This is a genomic window from Spartinivicinus poritis (genome assembly GCF_028858535.1).
In the GTDB taxonomy this organism is placed as follows: Bacteria; Pseudomonadota; Gammaproteobacteria; order Pseudomonadales; family Zooshikellaceae; genus Spartinivicinus; species Spartinivicinus poritis.
In genome coordinates this window covers 133,770-153,263 of the sequence record NZ_JAPMOU010000002.1, presented here as the reverse complement: position 1 = coordinate 153,263, position 19,494 = coordinate 133,770, and the positions used below count along the sequence as shown (strand labels likewise).

The 19,494-nt window shown below is 42.5% G+C and carries 17 protein-coding genes; 8 read left to right on the top strand and 9 right to left on the bottom strand.

The window, feature by feature from the left end:
- Positions 1–26: 26 nt before the first annotated feature.
- Complete coding sequence (locus ORQ98_RS02215) at positions 27–338, top strand: hypothetical protein (protein WP_274687145.1); 312 nt, start codon at positions 27–29, stop codon at positions 336–338.
- A 481-nt stretch (positions 339–819) separates the two neighbouring features.
- Positions 820–1,596: a substrate-binding periplasmic protein gene (locus ORQ98_RS02210; RefSeq protein WP_274687144.1), complete on the top strand. Its 777-nt coding sequence runs from the start codon at positions 820–822 to the stop codon at positions 1,594–1,596.
- Between the two features lie 57 nt (positions 1,597–1,653).
- On the opposite strand, the gene ORQ98_RS02205 is transcribed toward ORQ98_RS02210, so the two are convergent.
- The 3 genes from ORQ98_RS02205 to ORQ98_RS02195 all read right to left on the bottom strand — a co-directional run bounded on the left by ORQ98_RS02205 (position 1,654) and on the right by ORQ98_RS02195 (position 4,143).
- Positions 1,654–2,400, bottom strand: a complete 747-nt coding sequence (locus tag ORQ98_RS02205; protein WP_274687143.1) for a substrate-binding periplasmic protein — start codon at positions 2,398–2,400, stop codon at positions 1,654–1,656.
- Between the two features lie 139 nt (positions 2,401–2,539).
- Positions 2,540–3,238: a substrate-binding periplasmic protein gene (locus ORQ98_RS02200; RefSeq protein WP_274687142.1), complete on the bottom strand. Its 699-nt coding sequence runs from the start codon at positions 3,236–3,238 to the stop codon at positions 2,540–2,542.
- A 224-nt stretch (positions 3,239–3,462) separates the two neighbouring features.
- On the bottom strand, positions 3,463–4,143 hold the full coding sequence (locus ORQ98_RS02195) for a tail fiber domain-containing protein (RefSeq protein ID WP_274687141.1): 681 nt from the start codon (positions 4,141–4,143) through the stop codon (positions 3,463–3,465).
- 182 nt (positions 4,144–4,325) lie between these two features.
- Here ORQ98_RS02195 and ORQ98_RS02190 point away from each other — a divergent pair, with 182 nt between their 5' ends.
- A complete protein-coding gene (locus tag ORQ98_RS02190) occupies positions 4,326–4,520 on the top strand; it encodes a hypothetical protein (protein WP_274687140.1) in 195 nt (64 codons plus the stop codon).
- A 179-nt stretch (positions 4,521–4,699) separates the two neighbouring features.
- Here ORQ98_RS02190 and ORQ98_RS02185 read toward each other — a convergent pair whose 3' ends face one another.
- Both ORQ98_RS02185 and greB read right to left on the bottom strand, forming a co-directional pair.
- Positions 4,700–4,978, bottom strand: coding sequence for a hypothetical protein (locus ORQ98_RS02185; RefSeq protein ID WP_274687139.1), 279 nt, complete (start codon positions 4,976–4,978; stop codon positions 4,700–4,702).
- Between the two features lie 202 nt (positions 4,979–5,180).
- Complete coding sequence (gene greB, locus ORQ98_RS02180; RefSeq protein WP_274687138.1) at positions 5,181–5,687, bottom strand: transcription elongation factor GreB; 507 nt, start codon at positions 5,685–5,687, stop codon at positions 5,181–5,183.
- A gap of 218 nt (positions 5,688–5,905) precedes the next feature.
- Here greB and ORQ98_RS02175 point away from each other — a divergent pair, with 218 nt between their 5' ends.
- Positions 5,906–6,217: a hypothetical protein gene (locus ORQ98_RS02175; RefSeq protein ID WP_274687137.1), complete on the top strand. Its 312-nt coding sequence runs from the start codon at positions 5,906–5,908 to the stop codon at positions 6,215–6,217.
- Positions 6,218–6,327: 110 nt separating this feature from the next.
- Here ORQ98_RS02175 and ORQ98_RS02170 read toward each other — a convergent pair whose 3' ends face one another.
- Positions 6,328–7,410, bottom strand: a complete 1,083-nt coding sequence (locus ORQ98_RS02170; protein ID WP_274687136.1) for a 3-deoxy-7-phosphoheptulonate synthase — start codon at positions 7,408–7,410, stop codon at positions 6,328–6,330.
- A 469-nt stretch (positions 7,411–7,879) separates the two neighbouring features.
- Between ORQ98_RS02170 and ORQ98_RS02165 the strand changes: the two genes are divergently transcribed.
- Positions 7,880–9,247, top strand: coding sequence for a DegQ family serine endoprotease (locus ORQ98_RS02165; RefSeq protein ID WP_274687135.1), 1,368 nt, complete (start codon positions 7,880–7,882; stop codon positions 9,245–9,247).
- 13 nt (positions 9,248–9,260) lie between these two features.
- Here the strand turns inward: ORQ98_RS02165 and ORQ98_RS02160 are convergent, their stop codons facing one another.
- A complete protein-coding gene (locus tag ORQ98_RS02160) occupies positions 9,261–12,680 on the bottom strand; it encodes a UvrD-helicase domain-containing protein (RefSeq protein WP_274687134.1) in 3,420 nt (1,139 codons plus the stop codon).
- Complete coding sequence (locus ORQ98_RS02155) at positions 12,673–15,399, bottom strand: PD-(D/E)XK nuclease family protein (protein WP_274687133.1); 2,727 nt, start codon at positions 15,397–15,399, stop codon at positions 12,673–12,675. The genes ORQ98_RS02160 and ORQ98_RS02155 overlap by 8 nt, the downstream gene beginning before the upstream one ends.
- Before the next feature lie 151 nt (positions 15,400–15,550).
- Here ORQ98_RS02155 and ORQ98_RS02150 point away from each other — a divergent pair, with 151 nt between their 5' ends.
- Together ORQ98_RS02150 and ORQ98_RS02145 are read left to right on the top strand one after the other, a co-directional pair.
- Positions 15,551–16,075, top strand: coding sequence for a metal-dependent hydrolase (locus tag ORQ98_RS02150; protein WP_274687132.1), 525 nt, complete (start codon positions 15,551–15,553; stop codon positions 16,073–16,075).
- A 567-nt stretch (positions 16,076–16,642) separates the two neighbouring features.
- Positions 16,643–17,563: a 5'-nucleotidase gene (locus tag ORQ98_RS02145; RefSeq protein WP_274687131.1), complete on the top strand. Its 921-nt coding sequence runs from the start codon at positions 16,643–16,645 to the stop codon at positions 17,561–17,563.
- Here ORQ98_RS02145 and ORQ98_RS02140 read toward each other — a convergent pair.
- The gene (locus ORQ98_RS02140; protein WP_274687130.1) at positions 17,560–18,339 is read right to left on the bottom strand and encodes a sulfite exporter TauE/SafE family protein; all 780 of its coding nucleotides are present in this window, start codon (positions 18,337–18,339) and stop codon (positions 17,560–17,562) included. The genes ORQ98_RS02145 and ORQ98_RS02140 overlap by 4 nt on opposite strands.
- A 156-nt stretch (positions 18,340–18,495) precedes the next feature.
- Here ORQ98_RS02140 and cysB point away from each other — a divergent pair, with 156 nt between their 5' ends.
- A complete protein-coding gene (gene cysB, locus ORQ98_RS02135) occupies positions 18,496–19,470 on the top strand; it encodes an HTH-type transcriptional regulator CysB (RefSeq protein WP_274687129.1) in 975 nt (324 codons plus the stop codon).
- Positions 19,471–19,494 lie beyond the last annotated feature (24 nt).

Genomic DNA, 19,494 nt, shown 5'->3' with positions numbered 1-19,494 from the left:
AAAAATAATGTACGGAGTAACAAAACATGCTGAAAAAGGTTTTACTTGCCTTAGCTATAACAACAGTAACTACTGTAAATGCAGATTGCTTGGACAGAATAACGAGTTGTGGTGGAACACTTGACTTGAAGATTAAAGAGTTAGATAGCTTTGCTAACATTGCAGTGGGTCGCGGTAACGGTCGGCCTGGTATAGTTTCTCAACCAATTAAGATTGCCTCTGAAAAGTTTTGCCCTAGCTTGACATGTGATAATGATCCTACAAGACCTGGTATTCTATCTAATAATGGTGGGATTTGTCCTACACTTATATGCTCTGATGGCAAGCGTCCTGCCTAATGTAGCTTATTGATAAATTTACAAAAGACAACTCTTTCAGTTATAAATAATCACTACTTAAGCCCCTCTTTAGGGGCTTTTTATATACCTAAAAAATCATGAAAATAACAAAACTTGTCGTCCATTGCTCAGATACGCCAGACGACCATGACATGACAGCTGCTGGTATACACCTACGGAACTGGTCGGGGATCGGCTACCACAAGGTTATACGGCGATCGAGAATGGCTGTCCAGAGTTCTGACCAGGTGGGCATAACAGCCATAGCTTAGGTGTTTACTTGGTTGGTCGTGAAGCGTTTACACCGGATCAACTACACATATTAACCAAATGGAAAAACAAGCTCCCGCTGGCCGAGATATGCAGGCATCGAGACTTAGACTCTAAGAAAACCTGTCCTAATTTTGACGTTGGAGGGTGGTCAGATAGGTAAAAGTGGAAGACTGTCATCTAATCTACTATAGATAAACCTAGGTAACTAATGCTGGTTAAGTCAGTAATGAAGTTTTTTTACATAGTATTAACTATGCTTTCTATCCAAGCTAATGCTGAACTAAACATCACTTTGTCTGGTGGTGAGTGGCCACCTTATGTTTCTGAGAAACTAAAATATAATGGAGTAACACCTAGGTTAATCACCGATGTGTTTGCCTCAGTTGGAGTAAAAGTCAATTACAGGTTTCAAGTTTGGGCTAGGTCTATAGAGGATGCTAAGAAGGGCAGAGTGCATGGAACTTTTCTATGGTTTAAAACGGCAGAAAGAGAAAAGGAGTTTTTATTCAGCAATCAACCTATAGGCTATATAACATTTGTATTTTTTCACTTGAAAAATCGTCAGTTTGATTGGAACAGCTTTAATGATTTACATGGGTTGAGAATAGGCGCTACGATTGGCTATAACTATGGTCAGGAATTCATGGATGCTGAATCTAATGGTAGCTTGCAAGTGGTTAGAGTAAAGTCTGACCTGCAAAACTTAAAAATGTTACTAAAAAATAGGATCGATATTTTCCCTCATGACTTAAGTGTGGGATATTTTGAGATAAATAAATTTTTTCCAAAGACAATGGTTCAGTTATTTACTAATCATAATCAACCATTAAAAAAACAAGGAGCATATTTGTTGCTGTCTAATAAAATAGAAAAAAATAAAGAGATAATGAGTTTGTTTAATAAAGGGCTTAGTAAGTTTATAGATTCAGGGAAATATGAAAAATACTACTTCGATGACCTAGTTAATAATGTGTATGCAAAATAAAGGAATTGTTACCCATCAGCTAGCACATGGGGCCTTCAAACTCTAATGAAAAGTAAATCAAGGACTAAAACCATACTTAAGCATGATAGCTTTATCTAAACCTTGCTTTTTCATAATAGCAAAACCAGCTTCGAACTCTTGGTGAAGTTGTTCAACGTTGGGAATAGCCTTAGAGATCGCAAGATGTACAGTTATGCTCTTAAGCATCAGAGGATGCTCTTTATATTTATTAACTAATTCGTGGTATTTAGTAGAAACATAGTATTTCATTACGCGTCTATCTGCGGCGATTAATTCTAGTCTACCTAATAATAGAAGTTTAATGACTTTCTTTGTGCTGACTTCTTCATGCTTGCTTAGATAATCAGCTTTATCAAACTCATCAGAGTAGTGATATCCTCTTACTATACCTATTCTATAAGGGCTTAGGTCTTGTAATGTTTTAAAGCTAATATTGCTTGATATTTTGCTGAATAGATATTGCTTACTATGTGTTATTGCGGATGAGTAAAGGAAGTACTTTTCTCTTTCAGGCAGATAGTAAATGCCAAGAATACCTTCATACTTACCCTGCTTAGTGAGTTCAAATGCGCGCTTCCATGATGTATATAAAATCCTCACTTTTTTGCCTTGTATACGATAGGCCTCTTTAACAATGACAGAAAAAAAGCCTCCATCTTTAAGTGTTGCACCGTAATAGGGAGGCCATGAGTCAGTGGCAAATAAATAATCGAATTCTTTATTTATTGCATATGATGCAAGGGGGAGGAGGCTAATACAGATAGCTAGCAGGAAAGTTCTCATAACCAACTTATAACTATATGATTACAACAATTATTAATACACTATCTAGTGTAGTCCAGTCTTACGTTGTTGTTAGGCAGCGTCAAGCTTATCAATAGTAAACTTGATAAGGTGCTAGAGAGATTAACTAAATAGTAGGTTAGGGTTTCTCATAGTAACCTTCTATTAATTGATCATAGTATTTTTCAAAGGAGCCATCTTCTTTCATAGACTTTAAAGCATCGTTGAATATCTCAAGTAGCCTGATTGAACTAGCTTTATTTTTAGGGAATAGCAAATGTTGTGTATTAGAAACTAGAGGTTTCGAATTATAGGTAATTTGTTTAGAAAATGAAGTGGGGAACTTCTTGTGAAGAAGAGAATAACCAGCCACTGAGCCTGTAACAAATATATCTAAACGATTTCTCAACAGCATATTAAAGCTAATTTCATCAGTATTGTTAACAATGATATTTAAACGTCCTGTCTTTTCTGCATCCCAAAAGGCTTCAGTGTAAGTGTAACCTCGAGTAGCACCAATTCTGTATTGGCCAAGGCTGCTTAATGTTTTCCAGCTGGTAAATTCTGTTGATTTAAGATGGAAGAATACATAGTCCTCTTCATAAAGGGGGTCGCTACAGTAAAAATGCTTTTTTCGTTTGGCAACACACATCCAATAAGCTGTTGCATGAACATGGCCTAACAAGCCTTCTTTGTAGCTTCTAGCCCATTTATGGTAGATGAAAGCAACCTTGTACCCTTTACGTTTAAATGCTTCTGAAATGATGTGGTGTACAAACCCACCATGTTTAAAGTCTTTTGATGACCAAGGTGGATATTCGCCTGTTGAAATTTTCAAAACTTGTTCTTCAGACGCAGATAAGGTACATACCACTAACAAAACTAGAGCGATTAGCTGTCGCATTAGAAAACACTTTCATCGGTCCTTACTTACAAGAAAGTTTAGCAGTATTCCTTATGAATCATTAGGCGGTTAGCGCTAATAATAACAAGCTCGACAGGCTGCTTGAAAGTCGTATTAAGCAGTAAATACAGCAGAGTCCTTTCCGCTGTATAGGGCTACTAGTGTATAGCTTCTAGAGCTTCAACTCGTGCTTTGAGCGCTTTGATAGACTCAAGTAGAACGGGAACTAAACCACGGTAATCAACGCGCAAATAGCCTTGAGCATCTTGCTTTACTAACGCTGGAAATTCAGCTTGAATTTCTTGTGCAATAACACCATATTCATACTGGCCAGCCAAATGGCCTTGAATACTGTCAGGACGCCATGAATAGCTATAGCCATGTAGACGACTGACTTTATCTAAGTTGTCTTGTAAAGGCTGAATGTTTTGCTTTAGGCGGATATCGCTTGGATTAAAAGGCCACATTAGACTCTCTCTGCCTGATGCATAGAAAAAATCATCATTAACAGAACCTGTTATGTTAACTTTAAATCGATGCCATGCACTTAATGAGTGCCAGCCTGGATGAGCATAGTAACCTGATTTACATTGGCTTTGAAAACCTATGTATTCATCAAACTCTATAGTGAGATAGTGCTTTTCTGCAAATGCAGAGACTTTATCAATATGCCACTCACCAGTAACGGTCTGATGACTACCGTCTTCATTATATAACCAGTACCAATCACTACCATCAACTTTGCCACAGTAGACTTTGCTTGTAGAGGTTTTAGCATCAGCAGTAGAAATAGTGCTTAGCGTTATAGCGCTGGTTAATAACAATTTAGATAATTTCATTTATTTAATCTTATTTAGTACTGACGTAAGGACTTATAAGTCTAGTGTCGTATTTAAATTTATATGTTGGCTTTTCGTGTTTATTTGTGATTATTTGCAAACAATAAAGTACAATGGTTTCAGTGGTATCATACGCACTGACTAATAATCCACCATAACCAGGACGCTTGGATGTATCTGTCGTGCTGGAACTAGACTCAGACTGGCTGTTATCAGCCATATTCGTATCACCATGGAAAGGTAAGGGAGTTGATGCTGTTCATCCTGTTGTAACAGCTATTGTCAGTCATCAAGGGTTATCCGCTATTTTAAAGCAATGTATTGACTATACGGGGGATGTAGATACCGTAGCCACCATTGCGTTAGCTGCGGTATGAAGTGCTGTCTAAACGATTAGAAAATGGCCGGTTCGGCTTAAATTACCTGAAAAAGCTAGGTTAGAAGTTATCAATAGCAATGGTTAATGGGTAAAAACCTGGGACTAGGTCTTATTACGACACACCTAAAATACGAAAGGACAAGCAGCCAAATAAGACCTGATCTATTAACCGCCATCCTATGGTGAATTTTTAGGCGGTTTATTTTTTCTAGCTTGATTTAATTTAGCTCTTTTTTCTAAGTACTGGTGTACCGCTTGTTGTATTTCTTCCTTGGTGGCATCGGGAGATATTTTGCCGGATTTTTTTAACATTTCGACTATCCGGTCATCTTGAGCCACAACCGGGGAAGAGCCTGCAGGACTGGTTTTAGCAGCTGCCGCTGGTACAGACGGTTCACCCGCATAACTGGTTGCAGTGAAACTGATCAAGATAATACTGGTTAAAATAGTTTTCATACTTCGCTCTTTTTATTATACCCTCACCCCAACCCGCTCCCAGAGGGAGAGGGGGCTAAAAGCAGCTTTTACGACAACTTTCCGCAGGGGTATTTCTGTTCTAATTAGAGTTTCGCAAAAAGCTTACTCCATATCAGACACTTCACTGAATATTTTATTTGACCCAAACAACACTACACAAGTTTCTTACTTTACTGAAAGTTTATTCTTGCTGAGGATACCAAACATTAATGATCCAGTAAGTTTGTTCACCTTCGGGTGTGTTCACGACCACTTCGTCATCCAATTGTTTACCTAACAAAGCACGTGCTAAAGGCGCATCCATACTAATTAACCCTTGTTTTAAATCAAATTCATCAGGACCAACGATTCGATAGGTGAATGCCTCACCAGCTTCATTTTCTAATTGTATCCAAGCACCAAAATAGACTTTATTGATATCGCTGGGTAATTGATCAACCACCACCAGTTTATCGAGCCGTTTTCTTAAATAGCGTACCCGGCGATCAATTTCACGTAGCTGCTTTTTACCATAGATGTATTCCGCATTTTCAGAGCGATCACCTAAGGCTGCGGCCTCACTCACTGTTTGCGTGACTTGAGGGCGTTTAACTCGCCATAAATAGTCCAATTCCTCCTTTAATCGAGCATGACCACTAGGTGTAATATAATGATTGCTTGGCGGCTGAGGAGGGCGGTAACGACTCATAATGTATATCCTGTAGCCAAACCTATCTGTTGTATTTATACCCTTCAAGGCTGATGTTAAGGTTTATAGGAGTTTGTCATTCGATCATCTTCCCTAAAAACCCTACACTTTGGGTATTGTATTCGTTTAAAGCCATTGACGCTGGTTAAAAAAATGTATTCAACGAAACCTAATTAGTGTATCTTACAGACCTTTTTTGCAGGATCGAAGTAGCCACTGTGAAACGCTATAAACAATCCATTTTATCCGATTACTTTATAGTGCAGGATTTAACCAATAACGTGAAGCATCTCATGGAGGCTAACTATGATATAGAAGCCTCGATGGATCGCACCCTGTGCACTGAAGTATTACAACATTCACATTATGTGGATGTGCTCACTGGTGCTCAGATCGGGAAGGTTTGCCCCATTTGTAAGGCAATATTAGATCGCCGAATTAGTAATATGCCACGCAGTAAATCAGCCTCTAGTCGAAAAGCCGACCTGGAAGAGGCTTTAGAGCCACAACAGCTGGCATTTGACTTTTAAACTATTTCCTTTGGCCTGCTCACTTTTTATCAACTGCACTAGACAAACGACTTAACTGGCTAGCCCAAGTATTTAATCAAATAGCTGGGCTAGCTACTTTGGCTGTAGTCTTACTCTGCACTGGCTGGTAAGGTACCGCGCTTTTCTAACACACCTTTTAGCTTATTTCTCATTTCAAGAATAATGTTTTCGGTGGTTGACCAATCAATACAGGCATCAGTCACTGAGACACCGTATTGCATGTCATCAGAAATTTTTTGATTACCCCAGCCAATATTACTCTCAACCATCAAGCCAATAATGGATTTATTGCCTTCGATAATCTGATTGGCCACATTATCCAGTACCAACGGCTGTAATGCAGGATCCTTATTAGAGTTAGCATGACTACAGTCGATCATAATATTGGCTGGTAATTTATGGCTCAGTAACTCTTGCTCACAAAGTGCTACATTGACTGAGTCATAGTTAGGCCGACCATTTCCACCCCGAAGCACGACATGCCCATAAGGGTTACCTTTAGTATGAATAATAGCCACCTGCCCCTGGCGATTAATTCCCAGAAAACGGTGCGGGCTGGAGACAGATTCCAGTGCATTAATTGCCACGGTTAAGCTGCCATCAGTACCATTTTTAAAACCAACAGACGAAGACAATCCACTGGCCATTTCCCGGTGGGTTTGCGACTCTGTGGTTCGTGCCCCGATGGCTGACCAGCTAATCAAATCTTGTAAGTACTGTGGTGAAATAGGGTCTAATGCTTCTGTTGCAGTTGGCAAGCCGATTTCTGCAATATCTAACAACAGTTGCCGACCAATTCGAAGGCCATCTTGAATTTTAAACGAGTCATTTAAATAAGGGTCGTTAATGAGTCCTTTCCAACCCGTTGTTGTTCTTGGTTTTTCAAAATACACACGCATCACAATATAAAGGGTATCTTGTACAGCTTCTGCCAGTTTTTTCAGGCGAGCAGCATAGTCCTTAGCTGCGTCTACATCATGAATAGAGCAGGGGCCCACGACAATAAATAGTCGGTGATCCTTGCGATCCAAAATATTTTGGATGGTTTCACGGCCTGTGGAGACAACATGAGCGGCCTGCTCAGACAGTGCTATTGACTGTTTGAGCTCTTCCGGGGTAACCAGTAGATCTTGAGATTCTACATTCAGGTTATCAATGATAATGTCCGACATTTTAATTCCTACTAAATACAAACTACCCGATCAACGGGTAACAAGAACCTTAGGAACGTGCACGAAATAACTTACGGTTTTGGAACAAAAATCTAGCAAGTTATTTCGTGCACGTCCCTTATTTGTGATTGCGTGTGTTGATGCAGTTTTATAATTCACTCCTCAACAGTTTCTATTGTAAGAGAAGTTGCAAGAAAATCAGCTGTTTGACAAAAATATTTTGTTATGAGACAGATAAATTCTATTTATGAGCACATTTGTTAGCCAATTTTGACTGTGTTTATGACTACCTGCTGCATTTGCTAGCTGTTTATAGGAAGGATCTTAAGAAAAGTTCGCCATCAGTTGTTGAAAACGACTTTCTAAAGCACTATGTAAATAAACACAATGGAATGTTCATAGAAATTTTCATTGCAAGTTCATCTGATTATTTTGTATCGATTCTTTATTGCTATTTGGAAAACTGCTTATGAGAATACTGGCTATTTTAAGTGTCAATATTTTACTCACTATTATCTACAGCCCATTAGCCTTGGGAGCTATTCCTAGTGTAGATGCTTCAGGGAAGCCTTATCCCTCTCTGGCACCGATGCTAAAACAAGTGAATCCGGCAGTCGTCAACATAGCAACTTATTCTACTCTGCAGTACCGGTATAATCCGCTATTAAATGATCCTTTTTTCCGACATTTTTTTAATATTCCTGATCAAAAGCGGTATCGTCAACAGCCCAAAAAACAACAGCAGAGTGCTGGCTCTGGGGTGATTGTCAACGCCAAAAAAGGGGTTGTATTAACCAACTACCATGTGGTTAAAGATGCTGATGAAGTGCAAGTAGCCTTAATTGATGGCCGTAGCTATCAAGCGAAAGTCATTGGCTCAGATCCTGATTTGGATATAGCCGTACTAAAAATAGACGCTCGTAATTTAACCGAAGTGGTAATGACAGACTCCAATAACCTGGAAGTGGGCGATTTTGTTGTGGCGATTGGAAACCCTTTTGGTTTAGGACAAACCGTGACGACAGGTGTGGTCAGTGCACTAGGGCGAAGCGGTTTAGGGATCGAAGGCTATGAAAACTTTATTCAAACCGATGCATCCATTAATCCAGGTAACTCTGGCGGTGCCTTGGTTAACTTAAAAGGAGAATTAGTCGGAATAAATACCGCCATCATTGCGCCAGCTGGTGGTAATGTAGGTATTGGTTTTGCTATCCCTATTAACATGGCAAAAGCCAGTATGATGCAAATTATTAAACATGGAGAAGTGAGACGAGGCCAAATTGGAGTAGGTATACAGGATATAACCCCAGGTTTGCGGGAAGCATTTAATTTAGCCAATGGTCAGTTGGGCGTATTAATCACCCATGTGGCACAAGGCTCACCTGCTGAAACAGCGGGGCTCAAGTCTGGCGATGTTATTTTAGCGGTGGATGGTAAAACCACCTCATCCACGGGGCAACTCCGTAGCCAGTTAGGGATTAAACCCATTGGCGATCAAGTAAAGCTTGCCATTTTACGCGAAGGTAAGCAAAAGAATGTAGCCGTTACTGTAGCCAGTCCAGAAGGTCTTGCTGTCAGCAGTGACCAACTACATCCATTACTTGCAGGTGCTCAGTTTAAAAACAATCCAGATGGTGAAGGTATTCTTGTGGCGTCTTTAATGCCTAACTCAGCAGCTGCCTATAGTGGATTAAGGCCGGGTGATATTATTATTGGGGCTAACAAGCAACGCATTTTTAGTCTGGAATCTTTTCATCGGGCACTGCAAAAAAGTCAGTCTTCAGTATTGCTATATATCAATCGAAACGGGGCAGCCTTGTATTTGGTGATTCGTTAGCAGTACGCTATAGTCAGTCATTCAGGACACTAACCGCTTCCAAGTGTTGGATATCCGTAAAGTAAAGAGCTGCGCGAATAGGTTCATTACCCAGCACTTGGAAGGTTTGCACATACCCTTTTAATTGCGCACGATACTGTTGTACTTCTGCTGCAATCTTTTCTTCAATCGAATTAACGGTCGTTTGCGCTAACTGCACTGTTTTATAATCAATAATCCAGCGGATTTTAGTATCAGTGTCAATAAAAGTCCGGTCTACTACATAGTGGATGGTTTTATCACGCATTTGCAGAGTTAACGGATATTCGCACTGGCTGGCTGGGTGTTGATGATTTAAAAACCATTGCGCTTTAGGATCAGCCAAGGTGTTTTCTATAGCATGTTTTACCTGATGGCAGGCACTAGTGAGCTCATCTTGAGCAATCCCTAACTGACGTAATTGGTTGCGCCAAATGGTATAGCGCTGCTGACAATATTGCTGGGGCTGGCTGGCAACCTGCTCAATACCTAATAAGGTAATGTGGTATAACGCTCGATGCACAACCGTACCTACGTGGCGGGGCACTTCATCCCACACCATATCGGGTAAATTTTCTTCATCATTAAACTCTTCACCCCGGTAGGCTTTTAATAATTGCCCATAGGGTTGTGCGGGTGGTTGATAATGGCTGGGTAATCGCCAGCCGGTCGATAAATCCATACCGGGCCCTGTTGGTTGTGAGGGAAGGGTAACGGGTGTCGTTTGCCAACTGACCTGATCTTTGATCGCCGGCCAGATGGTTGCTAACAACGATGAAGCCACTGGGGCTTTAACCTCACCAGACGTTTCTTGTTGCTTGCCATTAAATAATAAATATAATTTTTTGATTGCTCGGGTAGCCGCTACATATAATAGCCGGGTATTTTCCAGTCGCTGTTTTTGCTGTTGCTGATGTCGAATAAAATCATAAATCGCATCACTTTGTGCTTCGTAAGCATGCACAGGGCTTAACAATAAATGGTCATCACCAGTTGTGCTTAAAAATTGCTGCCAAACCAACAGGGATTTATCATCCGCTCGCGGCTGTTTATCCAGGCCAGGTAAAATCACCACATCAAACTCTAACCCTTTGGCTTTATGAACTGTCATAATCTGCACTTGCGGATTAGCATCCAGGTCAGGCTGAGCGTATAAACGATTCAGCTTATTTTCAAAAGCCGCTAGATCAAGCCCAGCAAAAGGTGTGGCATATTCTCGAAGGGTTGCGAAAAATACCTCTGCTTCTTGTCGGCTCAGCTCATGATCAAGAGACGCCTCACCCCCTATTTGCTGCCAGCAACCTGCTAACACTTGAGCAAAGGGCTTTCGCTGCCGCTGATTAGCCACTTGCTGAAAAGTGGGGGTTAATAACGACAATCGCTGTTGACCATGGGGAGATAATTGGGCTAAGACAGTCTCATCTTGTATGCGACTTAAGACAGTTGATGCTGACTGGGTTTGCGCCAGTATTTCCAGGTCATCATTACTTAAACCACACCAAGGAGCACGCAAGGTTGCCAGCCAGGCTAGCTTATCTGCTGGATTTAGCAGCGCTTTGGTCAGGGATAATAAGTCTTGAATCACCGCTCGGCTGACCAGCGGATCAATTTCAGTCGCCTGCCATTTAATGCCTGCAGCCTGTAACGCAGCAATAATGTCACGTAAATGACCGCGGCTACGTACCAGGATAGCAATGGTATCCGTGGCTGACATGGCTAAATGCTGGTTTACTAAATCAACGGTTTTTGCAGCCTCCAACTGTCGACCTGTTTCATCATGAAAGCCAATACACTCAACTGCAGTACCAGCCAGCGCTGAATTAAAGGCCGTTGATTGAGCATAACTGACGGCCCCTAAGGGAATATTTTCTTGTTGGGGAAAGCTCTGTTGAAAGGTATTATTCACCCAGTCAATCACCTTAGCCTGGGAACGAAAATTAACGGTTAATGCAAGCGGTGTCAGGGCAACCGAACCAATTCCATGCTGGCGGGCATTCAGGAAAATCCCTACATTAGCATCTCGGAACCCATAACAGGATTGCATACCATCTCCAACAATAAATAGGCTACGGCCATCGTCTGTTTGCCAGCCTGCTGTCAGCTTTTCTAATAAGGCTAATTGGGGCTTAGCGGTATCCTGAAACTCATCCACCAGAATATGGTTAATTCGATAGTCCAAAACCAGCGCCAAATCCGTAGGGGCATCCTCTGAGCCAAGTGCAGCCAGTGCTGCTCGGTTAATTTCAGTATGGTCCACCTTGCCTTGCTCAGTAAAGGTCACCATTAGCTGGGCCACTAGCAATGGCAGCAGCTGACAAAGGGCAATGAGTAACTCACCTTGTTTGGTTTGATAATGTACGGGTGGTAATAACCGTAAATACGCCAGTTGCTGAGCTAAACCGGGCTGGGTTGCCAGGACATCAATTAACCCCAGCATCCGTTGCTTCATTTCTTTAAAATAGAGCTTTTCTGCTTTGGTTTTACCGGTTGGGAAGCCAATCGTTTTTGTCACCGATTTACGCCAACTGCCGTCTTTCGTGACCAATAATTCAACCAATGCTAACCATTGGGGGAAGGCATCAGGAGTGGTATTGGGTAAACCCGTTAAGCCAATACAATGATTTAAGGGGTGATCAGGATTTTCCTCGGCGAGCTGTTGTCCAGCAAAGTCCGCCAGCTGAACCAACTCACTGCCATGATAATGAATGGCACGAGCAGCCGTAGTTAAACTGTCAACTATTACCGCAACCAGACCTTGTTCAATATGCTGCAATAGTTGTTGAGTATCAGCGGCAACCACATAAGGTAACCACTGGTCACGACGACTCAACAGCCCTTCCAGTAATAACGATAGTTTATTTAAATCATTATCCAGATGCAGTAGCAGCTTACTCAATAAGTCAGCTTCAGGAGACGACTGGCGGAGTAACCCAAGAAACTTTCTTACCGCTTGTTGATAGCATTCACTGGCATCATCCAGAATATCTGGCATCCCACCAAAGCCAGTTTGGAGTGGAAAGTGGCGCACTAAATATGCACATAAACTGTCGATGGTTTGAATTCGTAACCGGTTAGGGTTAACCAATAGCTGCCAATCATAGTGCGTATCTTGGGCTAACACCTGTTTTGCTAATAACCAGGTTTGCCGTTCATATTCATTAGCGGGCTCGCTTTCTGTTTGGGCACGACGAATGGCGTTTAAAATTCGGCTATGCATTTCTGCCGCCGCTTTACGGGTAAACGTAATACAGAGTATTTCCTCTGGCCGCTTTACTGTTGCTAATAGAGTCAATACTCGCTGGGTCAGCAGGCCGGTTTTTCCAGAGCCCGCAGGAGCGGTTACAGCAAACGAACCTGTTGGATCCAGCGCCTGCTGGCGGGCTTGCCAATCAGCTGGTCGACTAATCTCACTCATAGCGGCCACCCTGGTGGTTGATTCGACATAAACTGGCTAAATCACAATAACGGCAGCTTTGCGTTGACTTAGGATCAATACGACTATCGCCTTCTAAAAATGCAGTAGCTAACTGGCCTAGCTGCTGTTGCCATTGAGCTAAAGTCGCTTCCCACTCATTGGGTAATTCCCGCTTATTTTTTTCAATCGGTATAATTTGTGGAATGCCCGTATCCGTTTCACTTAAACCACGAAAACCACGACCTTTGGGTGATAAATTGGCAAAGCAAATCGCACCAATATGGCTGTTGGCTACGGTGCAATACAACGGTAGCTGGGGATCATCCAATCGCTCCGAGGCCCAAGCGGCATCGGTGGCCGGTGTCATCTTGTAATCAATTAATAAATAGGAGCCATCAGCAAGCTGGTCGATTCGGTCAACCCGCAGGCTTAAAGGTAACCCGGCAATCGTACAACGCTTGCCTTGTTCAATAGCTACCACTTGAAAAGGTGGCCGCTCCTTTTCAATGCCTAGCCAGGCAGTTAACCATTGTTTTAATCGAAGCTGTTCCAATTGCTGATAACGGATCGATAGCACATTGGGGAACTGTGGCAGTAGTCGTTTTAACCCATGGGTTGTAGCACGCTGAATGAGTGCTTGTAATGCATCATCTGATGTATTGATCAGCGTGTCATGATTTTTTAATTCACGCCAAATGACTTCTAAACCATGATGTAAACACTGGCCCCGTGCCCACGCTGGCAAACCAATCAGTGGTAAGGGTAGGGCACTGACCTCCAAACGATGTTTTGCAAAAGCTTGAAATGGGCAGTTGGCTTGGCTTTTTAAAATCTGACTGCCGCCTTTGATTGTTGTAGTCTCTGCGTTAACTGGTTGAGACTGCTGGGTTGAATAAGTTTCCAAGGCAACGGTCGCTGATGATATCTGGGTCTGTGAAGCTAACCACGGGCTAGCTTCAACAGTTGGCAAATCATCTAGTAGTGGGCATAAGTGCTGCTCTTTATCCCCACTCATCCGAGCATAACTAAAAATAATTTGCTCAGCATTATGTTTATAGGTGTCGATAATTTCTTTGGTAAAAGCCAACTCCCGCTCAACTGAAGCATGGGGCATCATATTAGCCACTTGAATATCAATGGGAATAAACGGGTTAGGCTTGGGAATAGCTGGCCAGGTACTGTCATCAAAGCCCATTAACCAGCAATGGGAAAACCGCAACCCTGCCCCTTCTAATGAGCCCAGAATCTGAATCGGGGAGTCTTTAGTCTGGGCCTGAAACGTCACCTGTTGTAATTGTTTATAGAGTAACCGGCTGGCTTCAATTAAAGGAATTTGCCCAACAATTTCATCTAGCCCAGCAAAGGCTTTAATTTCTTCATAAAATCGGGTCACTTGCTGGTATTCCACACTATCCAACCGGCGCTCACCTGGCCAGCCTAAACACTGCCACTGCTGATAAAACAGTTTTATCCAATGGCTTGGATAATGACGACGATTTTGGTAACCCGCCTGCGCTTTGATTTTTAGTTGTTCAATTGATTGTAATGCCTGAGTAAAAGGGCAGCTGGCCTGATTAAATAAATCCTGCTGCAAGTCAGTAGACAACTCTTGTTGCTGTTTATCAAATAGCTGCTGACTCATCTGTCGTAGTCGACTAGGGGAAATCATCAACTGCTGACTACGAATGATCTGCTCACTAAGCAGCGCAGAAAAATCTAGAGGTAAGGCATCAAGGTGATAAAAGGGAGATGTCAGCCACTGACAAAGTTGTTCAACCTCCAGCTCTGGCTTGTTTAATTCAATCATTGCCAGGGCAGTGGCGATGATGGGTTGTTGCGACAAGGGCTGTCCGGCTGAAAAGTTAAAGGGCAGGGTATAACGTGGGCATTCTGGCAAATTGACTTGGGGCTCAAAGACTTGTTGAAACGTAGTTTCGACTTGTTGCCGGTGTAAGTGCAAGTCGGGCACGATAATCCCAATCATAGCCTCTGCATTGTTTGCTAACACACCATGGGCCCAGTTGGCTGCTGCCTGCAGCTCATCTGCAAAGTTATTGAGTTCTGTACGCTGACAATAAGGCTGGTCGACCCGTGGTCGATAGTGATGGGCTTGTTCTGCCAACCCCTCAATAATGGCTTGATGTAACGGACTCAAATTATCAAACCCCACCAAATGAATATGGGGGTATTGAGTAAGCCAGCTTCTTTCACAAGCTTTTAAAATAAAGTGGGCGGTGTGGGTTTTGGTTAAATAATGTTTAACCTGACAAGTGGCTAAAAACTGCTTTAGCCACTGCTGAAAACACTCACTGTCATGGGTTGTTGCTAAAGCCGACTCTCGCCAATCCAGTTGCCATAGTAACAATAAATCAAATGCCTTCTTGGCAGTTTGTGCTGCTGAAGCAGTTTTAACTAAGTGATCGCCGCTGTGTTGCTGGATAATTTGTTCCCACAACAGTTGTTCCCTTAACTCTGATAACACAATATGATCAGCCGCTGGCTGAAAATTGCTGTCAGCCAATCGCTGCCACAAGCTTTGCAGCCAGTGCTCGATGGCCATGACTCTGGGAGTAGGCCAAGCCTGGTGATGAGCAGCCGTTTGCTGTGCGGCATAAGCCGCCTGAATTTTCGCCGTCATCCGCCGGTTGGGGGTAAGAATCAACTCCCCTTGTTTTAAGGCGCTTTCTAAACCAGAAATATCAAACAGTGCTTTTGTCACAGGACAATCGTTGGCTAATTAAATTAAGGGGTATTGTAAGAGGATGAAATGCATTTGCCTACATTTGCCATAATCAACCCCGCTGATTGCCACCGTTCTATGGCTAAATCAGTAACAAACCAAACTACACTTAAGAGGTTGTTACTGATTTATGTTTATTGCCCACCTACCAGCTGGCTATTTGGTAACACAATTACTCATCAAGCATAGGCTTCGCCCTGATACTAAAAAGCACAGCTCTTGGTTAATTGGCATAGGTCTGTTTGCTAGTGTATTACCAGATTTTGATCTGTTGTACTTCTACTGGTTTGATCAGCGACAGCATAACCACCATAGCTATTGGACCCACACCCCAGCTTTTTGGCTAGCTATTTTTCTCTTGCCTTGTGTTGTCGCTTTGCTGTTTAAGCAACGAATGCTGCTGACAACAATAGTCGTGTTATTAATGAATGTTATGCTACATCTGTTACTAGACAGCATCGCCGCTGAAATATTGTGGCTATACCCTGTTGTTAAGCAAAGCTTCGGTTTAGTAGAAGTGCCTGCTCAGTTTGCCTGGTGGCCACTTAACTTCCTTTTGCATTGGAGCTTTTTGATTGAAGTGTTGATAGTAGGGGTTGCACTTTATCAGGCTAAAAAGCAGTTTTTACTTAAATATCATATAGTTAATGAATAATCTTAAACTTGTTTATTAGTTATATCGTGGAATATTTTTTTAACTTAATGTAAATTCTAGATTTTTAATATTTTTTGATAATAGTCAACTAGTTATAGTGTTTAGTTAAAGTGGATTTCTAATAATAGAAAGCATTGTGTATGAATAAAGGAGGGGAATAAAGCTATGGCGCAACCCAACTTCCCCCTTTGGAAGCCGTCGCAAAAGTTATATTTAGCTCCCTCTCCCTCTGGGAGAGTGCTGGGGTGAGGGTGAAGTACCCCTACGCGGCACAGCCAGCTTTTTTTATTTCTAATTAGTGCTGCTGTCACTAGTCTTGCGTAGCAGACTAGCCCCCCTTCATCAAAGGGGGGAACTAGAACGGCGGAAGAATATTCTGCTATTCCACATCAAACACTAAGCAGCTTTGAATGAAGAGATAATTTTTGTCAATTAGAGTTGCTATCACTAGTCTTGCCATAGCAGACTAGCCCCCTCATCCTAACCTTTTCCCCAGAGTGGAGAAAGAACTTAAGTTAGGAGTACTTGTGCAACAACTTTTAATACTCCATCCATTCTGGAGGTTTTATGCCAGCGCAGTTAACTGACAAATTAGTCATTGCCATTTCATCGAGAGCGTTATTTGACCTGGAAGAAAGTCACCGTATTTATGAAGAAGAGGGCCTAGATGCTTACCAGGAGTACCAGATTGCCCATGAAAATGAAATATTAGCGCCTGGTGATGCCTTTCCTTTAGTCGCTAAATTATTGAAACTAAATGAACGGCTTGGGCAAGATAGGGTGGAAGTGATTCTATTATCACGCAACTCAGCAGACACTGGGTTGCGTATTTTTAATTCCATTGAACATTATGGTTTAAATATTGTTCGAGCGGCTTTTTGTGGAGGGCAGAGCCCTTACCGCTATATTGCTTCATTTAATTGCCATTTATTTTTATCTACTCATATAGAAGATGTAACCAATGCCCTCAGTTCAGGCTTTGCTGCTGCCATGATTATGCCTTCAGCCAAGTCCGCTGATGAGCCCAGTGATGATACATTACGGTTTGCATTTGATGGGGATGCGGTGGTGTTTTCTGATGAAGCAGAACAGATTTACCAGGCTGAAGGGTTGGAAGCATTTGCAGCCAGTGAGCGCGCTGCAGCCAAATTACCCTTATCAGGTGGCCCATTTAAACCGTTTTTAGCTGCATTACATAAGCTGCAAAGTGAACTCCCAACCAAGCAAAGCCCTATTCGAACGGCGCTCGTCACTGCTCGATCAGCGCCTGCCCATGAGCGAGTCATTCGCACGTTAAGAGAGTGGGGGATTCGCTTAGATGAGTCACTATTCTTAGGCGGGTTGGCCAAAGGGCCTTTTTTAAAGTCTTTTGGCGCAGATGTCTTCTTTGATGATCAAGTCGGGCACTGTGATTCAGCCAGGGAGCATGTAGCAACAGGGCATGTCCCTCATGGCGTGACCAATAATCAAGAAGAACTCAAAAACTAAAAGAAAGCATACTTAACGCCTAGTGCAAAGAGGGTACTGGCAAGTACTGGGTGCATGACTTTTTCTGGAAGCCGAGCGCCCAGCCGAGAACCAATATAAATAGCAGGCAGTGAGCCAACCAGCAGGCTAGCCAAAAGTCCAAAATCCACATTACCTAACCAGATATGTCCTACACCCGCAATAAAGGTGAGTGGCACGGCATGAGCCAGATCAGTCCCTACTACTTTTACTCCAGTGAGCTTCGGATAAAGCACCATCAGTAACGCCGTGCCAATTGCTCCAGCCCCCACAGATGAAAGCGTTACCAGAGCGCCTAATAAAGCACCCATGACAAGCGTAATAGTCGCGATGTGTCGGGTAATAAACTGTTGTATAACAGAAGGGTGACTACTGTCTAATGCAAGGCGAGACCTTGCTAACAATACAACAGCTGTCATGATCAGCATAAAACCTAAACTGCTTGTTAGTAGGTGGCTATATTCTGAACTATCTTTGAAGTAGTAGTTAAGAAGCAACACCGTTAAGCCCGCTGCTGGTAAGCTACCGGCTCCAAGCAGTCCTACTAAACGCCAGTTAATTGTCCGGCGCTTGTGGTGTAACGAAACACCACTGGCTTTGGTAATGGATGCATATATCAGGTCAGTGCCAATGGCAATATGTGGGGGAAAACCAAACAACAACAATAGAGGAGTCATCAGTGACCCTCCACCTACCCCTGTTAACCCAACGGCAAGTCCAACTGTGGCGCCTGCCAAAATATAAAGCAAAACTTCCATCAAATATGGTCTAAAGTTATAAATGGTGATAGAAAAGCTATGAATTAGAGAATATAACCATAATGCTTGGAAATTTAGCGGTTTCCATCTATTCTTGAAAAGAATATTTATTTATATTTTTATGCTTTATGCATATAAATGCCGAATGGAGGGGTTATGAAGTTGCAACAGTTGCGCTATATCTGGGAAGTAGCGCATCACGATTTAAATGTTTCGGCTACCGCACAAAGCCTTTATACATCACAGCCTGGTATTAGCAAGCAAATCCGCTTATTAGAGGATGAGCTTGGGGTTGAAGTTTTTGCTCGCAGTGGCAAGCATTTAACTCGGGTGACACCAGCCGGTGAAGCAATAATCAAAACCGCTGGAGAAATTCTACGTAAAGTAGAAAGTATTAAACAGGTGGCGCAGGAGTTCAGTAATGAACAAAAAGGTAGCTTATCTATTGCCACCACTCACACGCAGGCACGCTATGCGCTGCCCACTGTCATTAAAAAATTCATACAGCAGTATCCAGAGGTCTCTTTGCACATGCACCAGGGCACGCCTATGCAAATTGCAGAGATGGCTGCGGATGGCACCGTCGATTTTGCTATCGCCACAGAAGCAATGGAGCACTTTAACGATTTAATTATGATGCCATGCTATCGCTGGAATCGTTGTGTGTTAGTGCCTAAGGATCATGCGTTAGCACAAAATAGCCGATTAGAGCTGGAAGATGTAGCTAAATACCCGATCGTCACTTATGTATTTGGCTTTACAGGTCGCTCAAAATTGGATGAGTCTTTTATGAGTAAAGGACTGACCCCTAAGGTTGTATTTACCGCCGCTGACGCCGATGTTATTAAAACCTATGTCAGGCTTGGCTTGGGGGTAGGTATTGTAGCCAAAATGGCCTATAACCAAGACTTGGATCAAGACTTAGTCGCACTGGATGCCAGCCATCTGTTTGAATCCAGTATTACGAAAATAGGCTTTAGGAAAGGTACATTTTTACGCGGCTTTATGTACGAATTTATTGAGCAATTTGCACCTCACCTCAATAAAGATATCGTAAATGATGCCTCACAACGGCATAACCGAGCTGAACTGGAAGAATTATTTGACACAGTACAACTACCCATCTACTGAAGTGTATAACCAGGGCTGACTTGA

Coding starts and splice junctions, on each gene's coding strand:
- cysB (WP_274687129.1), top strand. CDS start 18,496: ATGAAGTTGCAACAGTTGCGCTATATCTGGGAAGTAGCGCATCACGAT.
- ORQ98_RS02215 (WP_274687145.1), top strand. CDS start 27: ATGCTGAAAAAGGTTTTACTTGCCTTAGCTATAACAACAGTAACTACT.
- ORQ98_RS02205 (WP_274687143.1), bottom strand. CDS start 2,400: ATGAGAACTTTCCTGCTAGCTATCTGTATTAGCCTCCTCCCCCTTGCA.
- ORQ98_RS02210 (WP_274687144.1), top strand. CDS start 820: ATGCTGGTTAAGTCAGTAATGAAGTTTTTTTACATAGTATTAACTATG.
- greB (WP_274687138.1), bottom strand. CDS start 5,687: ATGAGTCGTTACCGCCCTCCTCAGCCGCCAAGCAATCATTATATTACA.
- ORQ98_RS02185 (WP_274687139.1), bottom strand. CDS start 4,978: ATGAAAACTATTTTAACCAGTATTATCTTGATCAGTTTCACTGCAACC.
- ORQ98_RS02195 (WP_274687141.1), bottom strand. CDS start 4,143: ATGAAATTATCTAAATTGTTATTAACCAGCGCTATAACGCTAAGCACT.
- ORQ98_RS02140 (WP_274687130.1), bottom strand. CDS start 18,339: ATGGAAGTTTTGCTTTATATTTTGGCAGGCGCCACAGTTGGACTTGCC.
- ORQ98_RS02150 (WP_274687132.1), top strand. CDS start 15,551: ATGTTTATTGCCCACCTACCAGCTGGCTATTTGGTAACACAATTACTC.
- ORQ98_RS02165 (WP_274687135.1), top strand. CDS start 7,880: ATGAGAATACTGGCTATTTTAAGTGTCAATATTTTACTCACTATTATC.
- ORQ98_RS02145 (WP_274687131.1), top strand. CDS start 16,643: ATGCCAGCGCAGTTAACTGACAAATTAGTCATTGCCATTTCATCGAGA.
- ORQ98_RS02160 (WP_274687134.1), bottom strand. CDS start 12,680: ATGAGTGAGATTAGTCGACCAGCTGATTGGCAAGCCCGCCAGCAGGCG.
- ORQ98_RS02170 (WP_274687136.1), bottom strand. CDS start 7,410: ATGTCGGACATTATCATTGATAACCTGAATGTAGAATCTCAAGATCTA.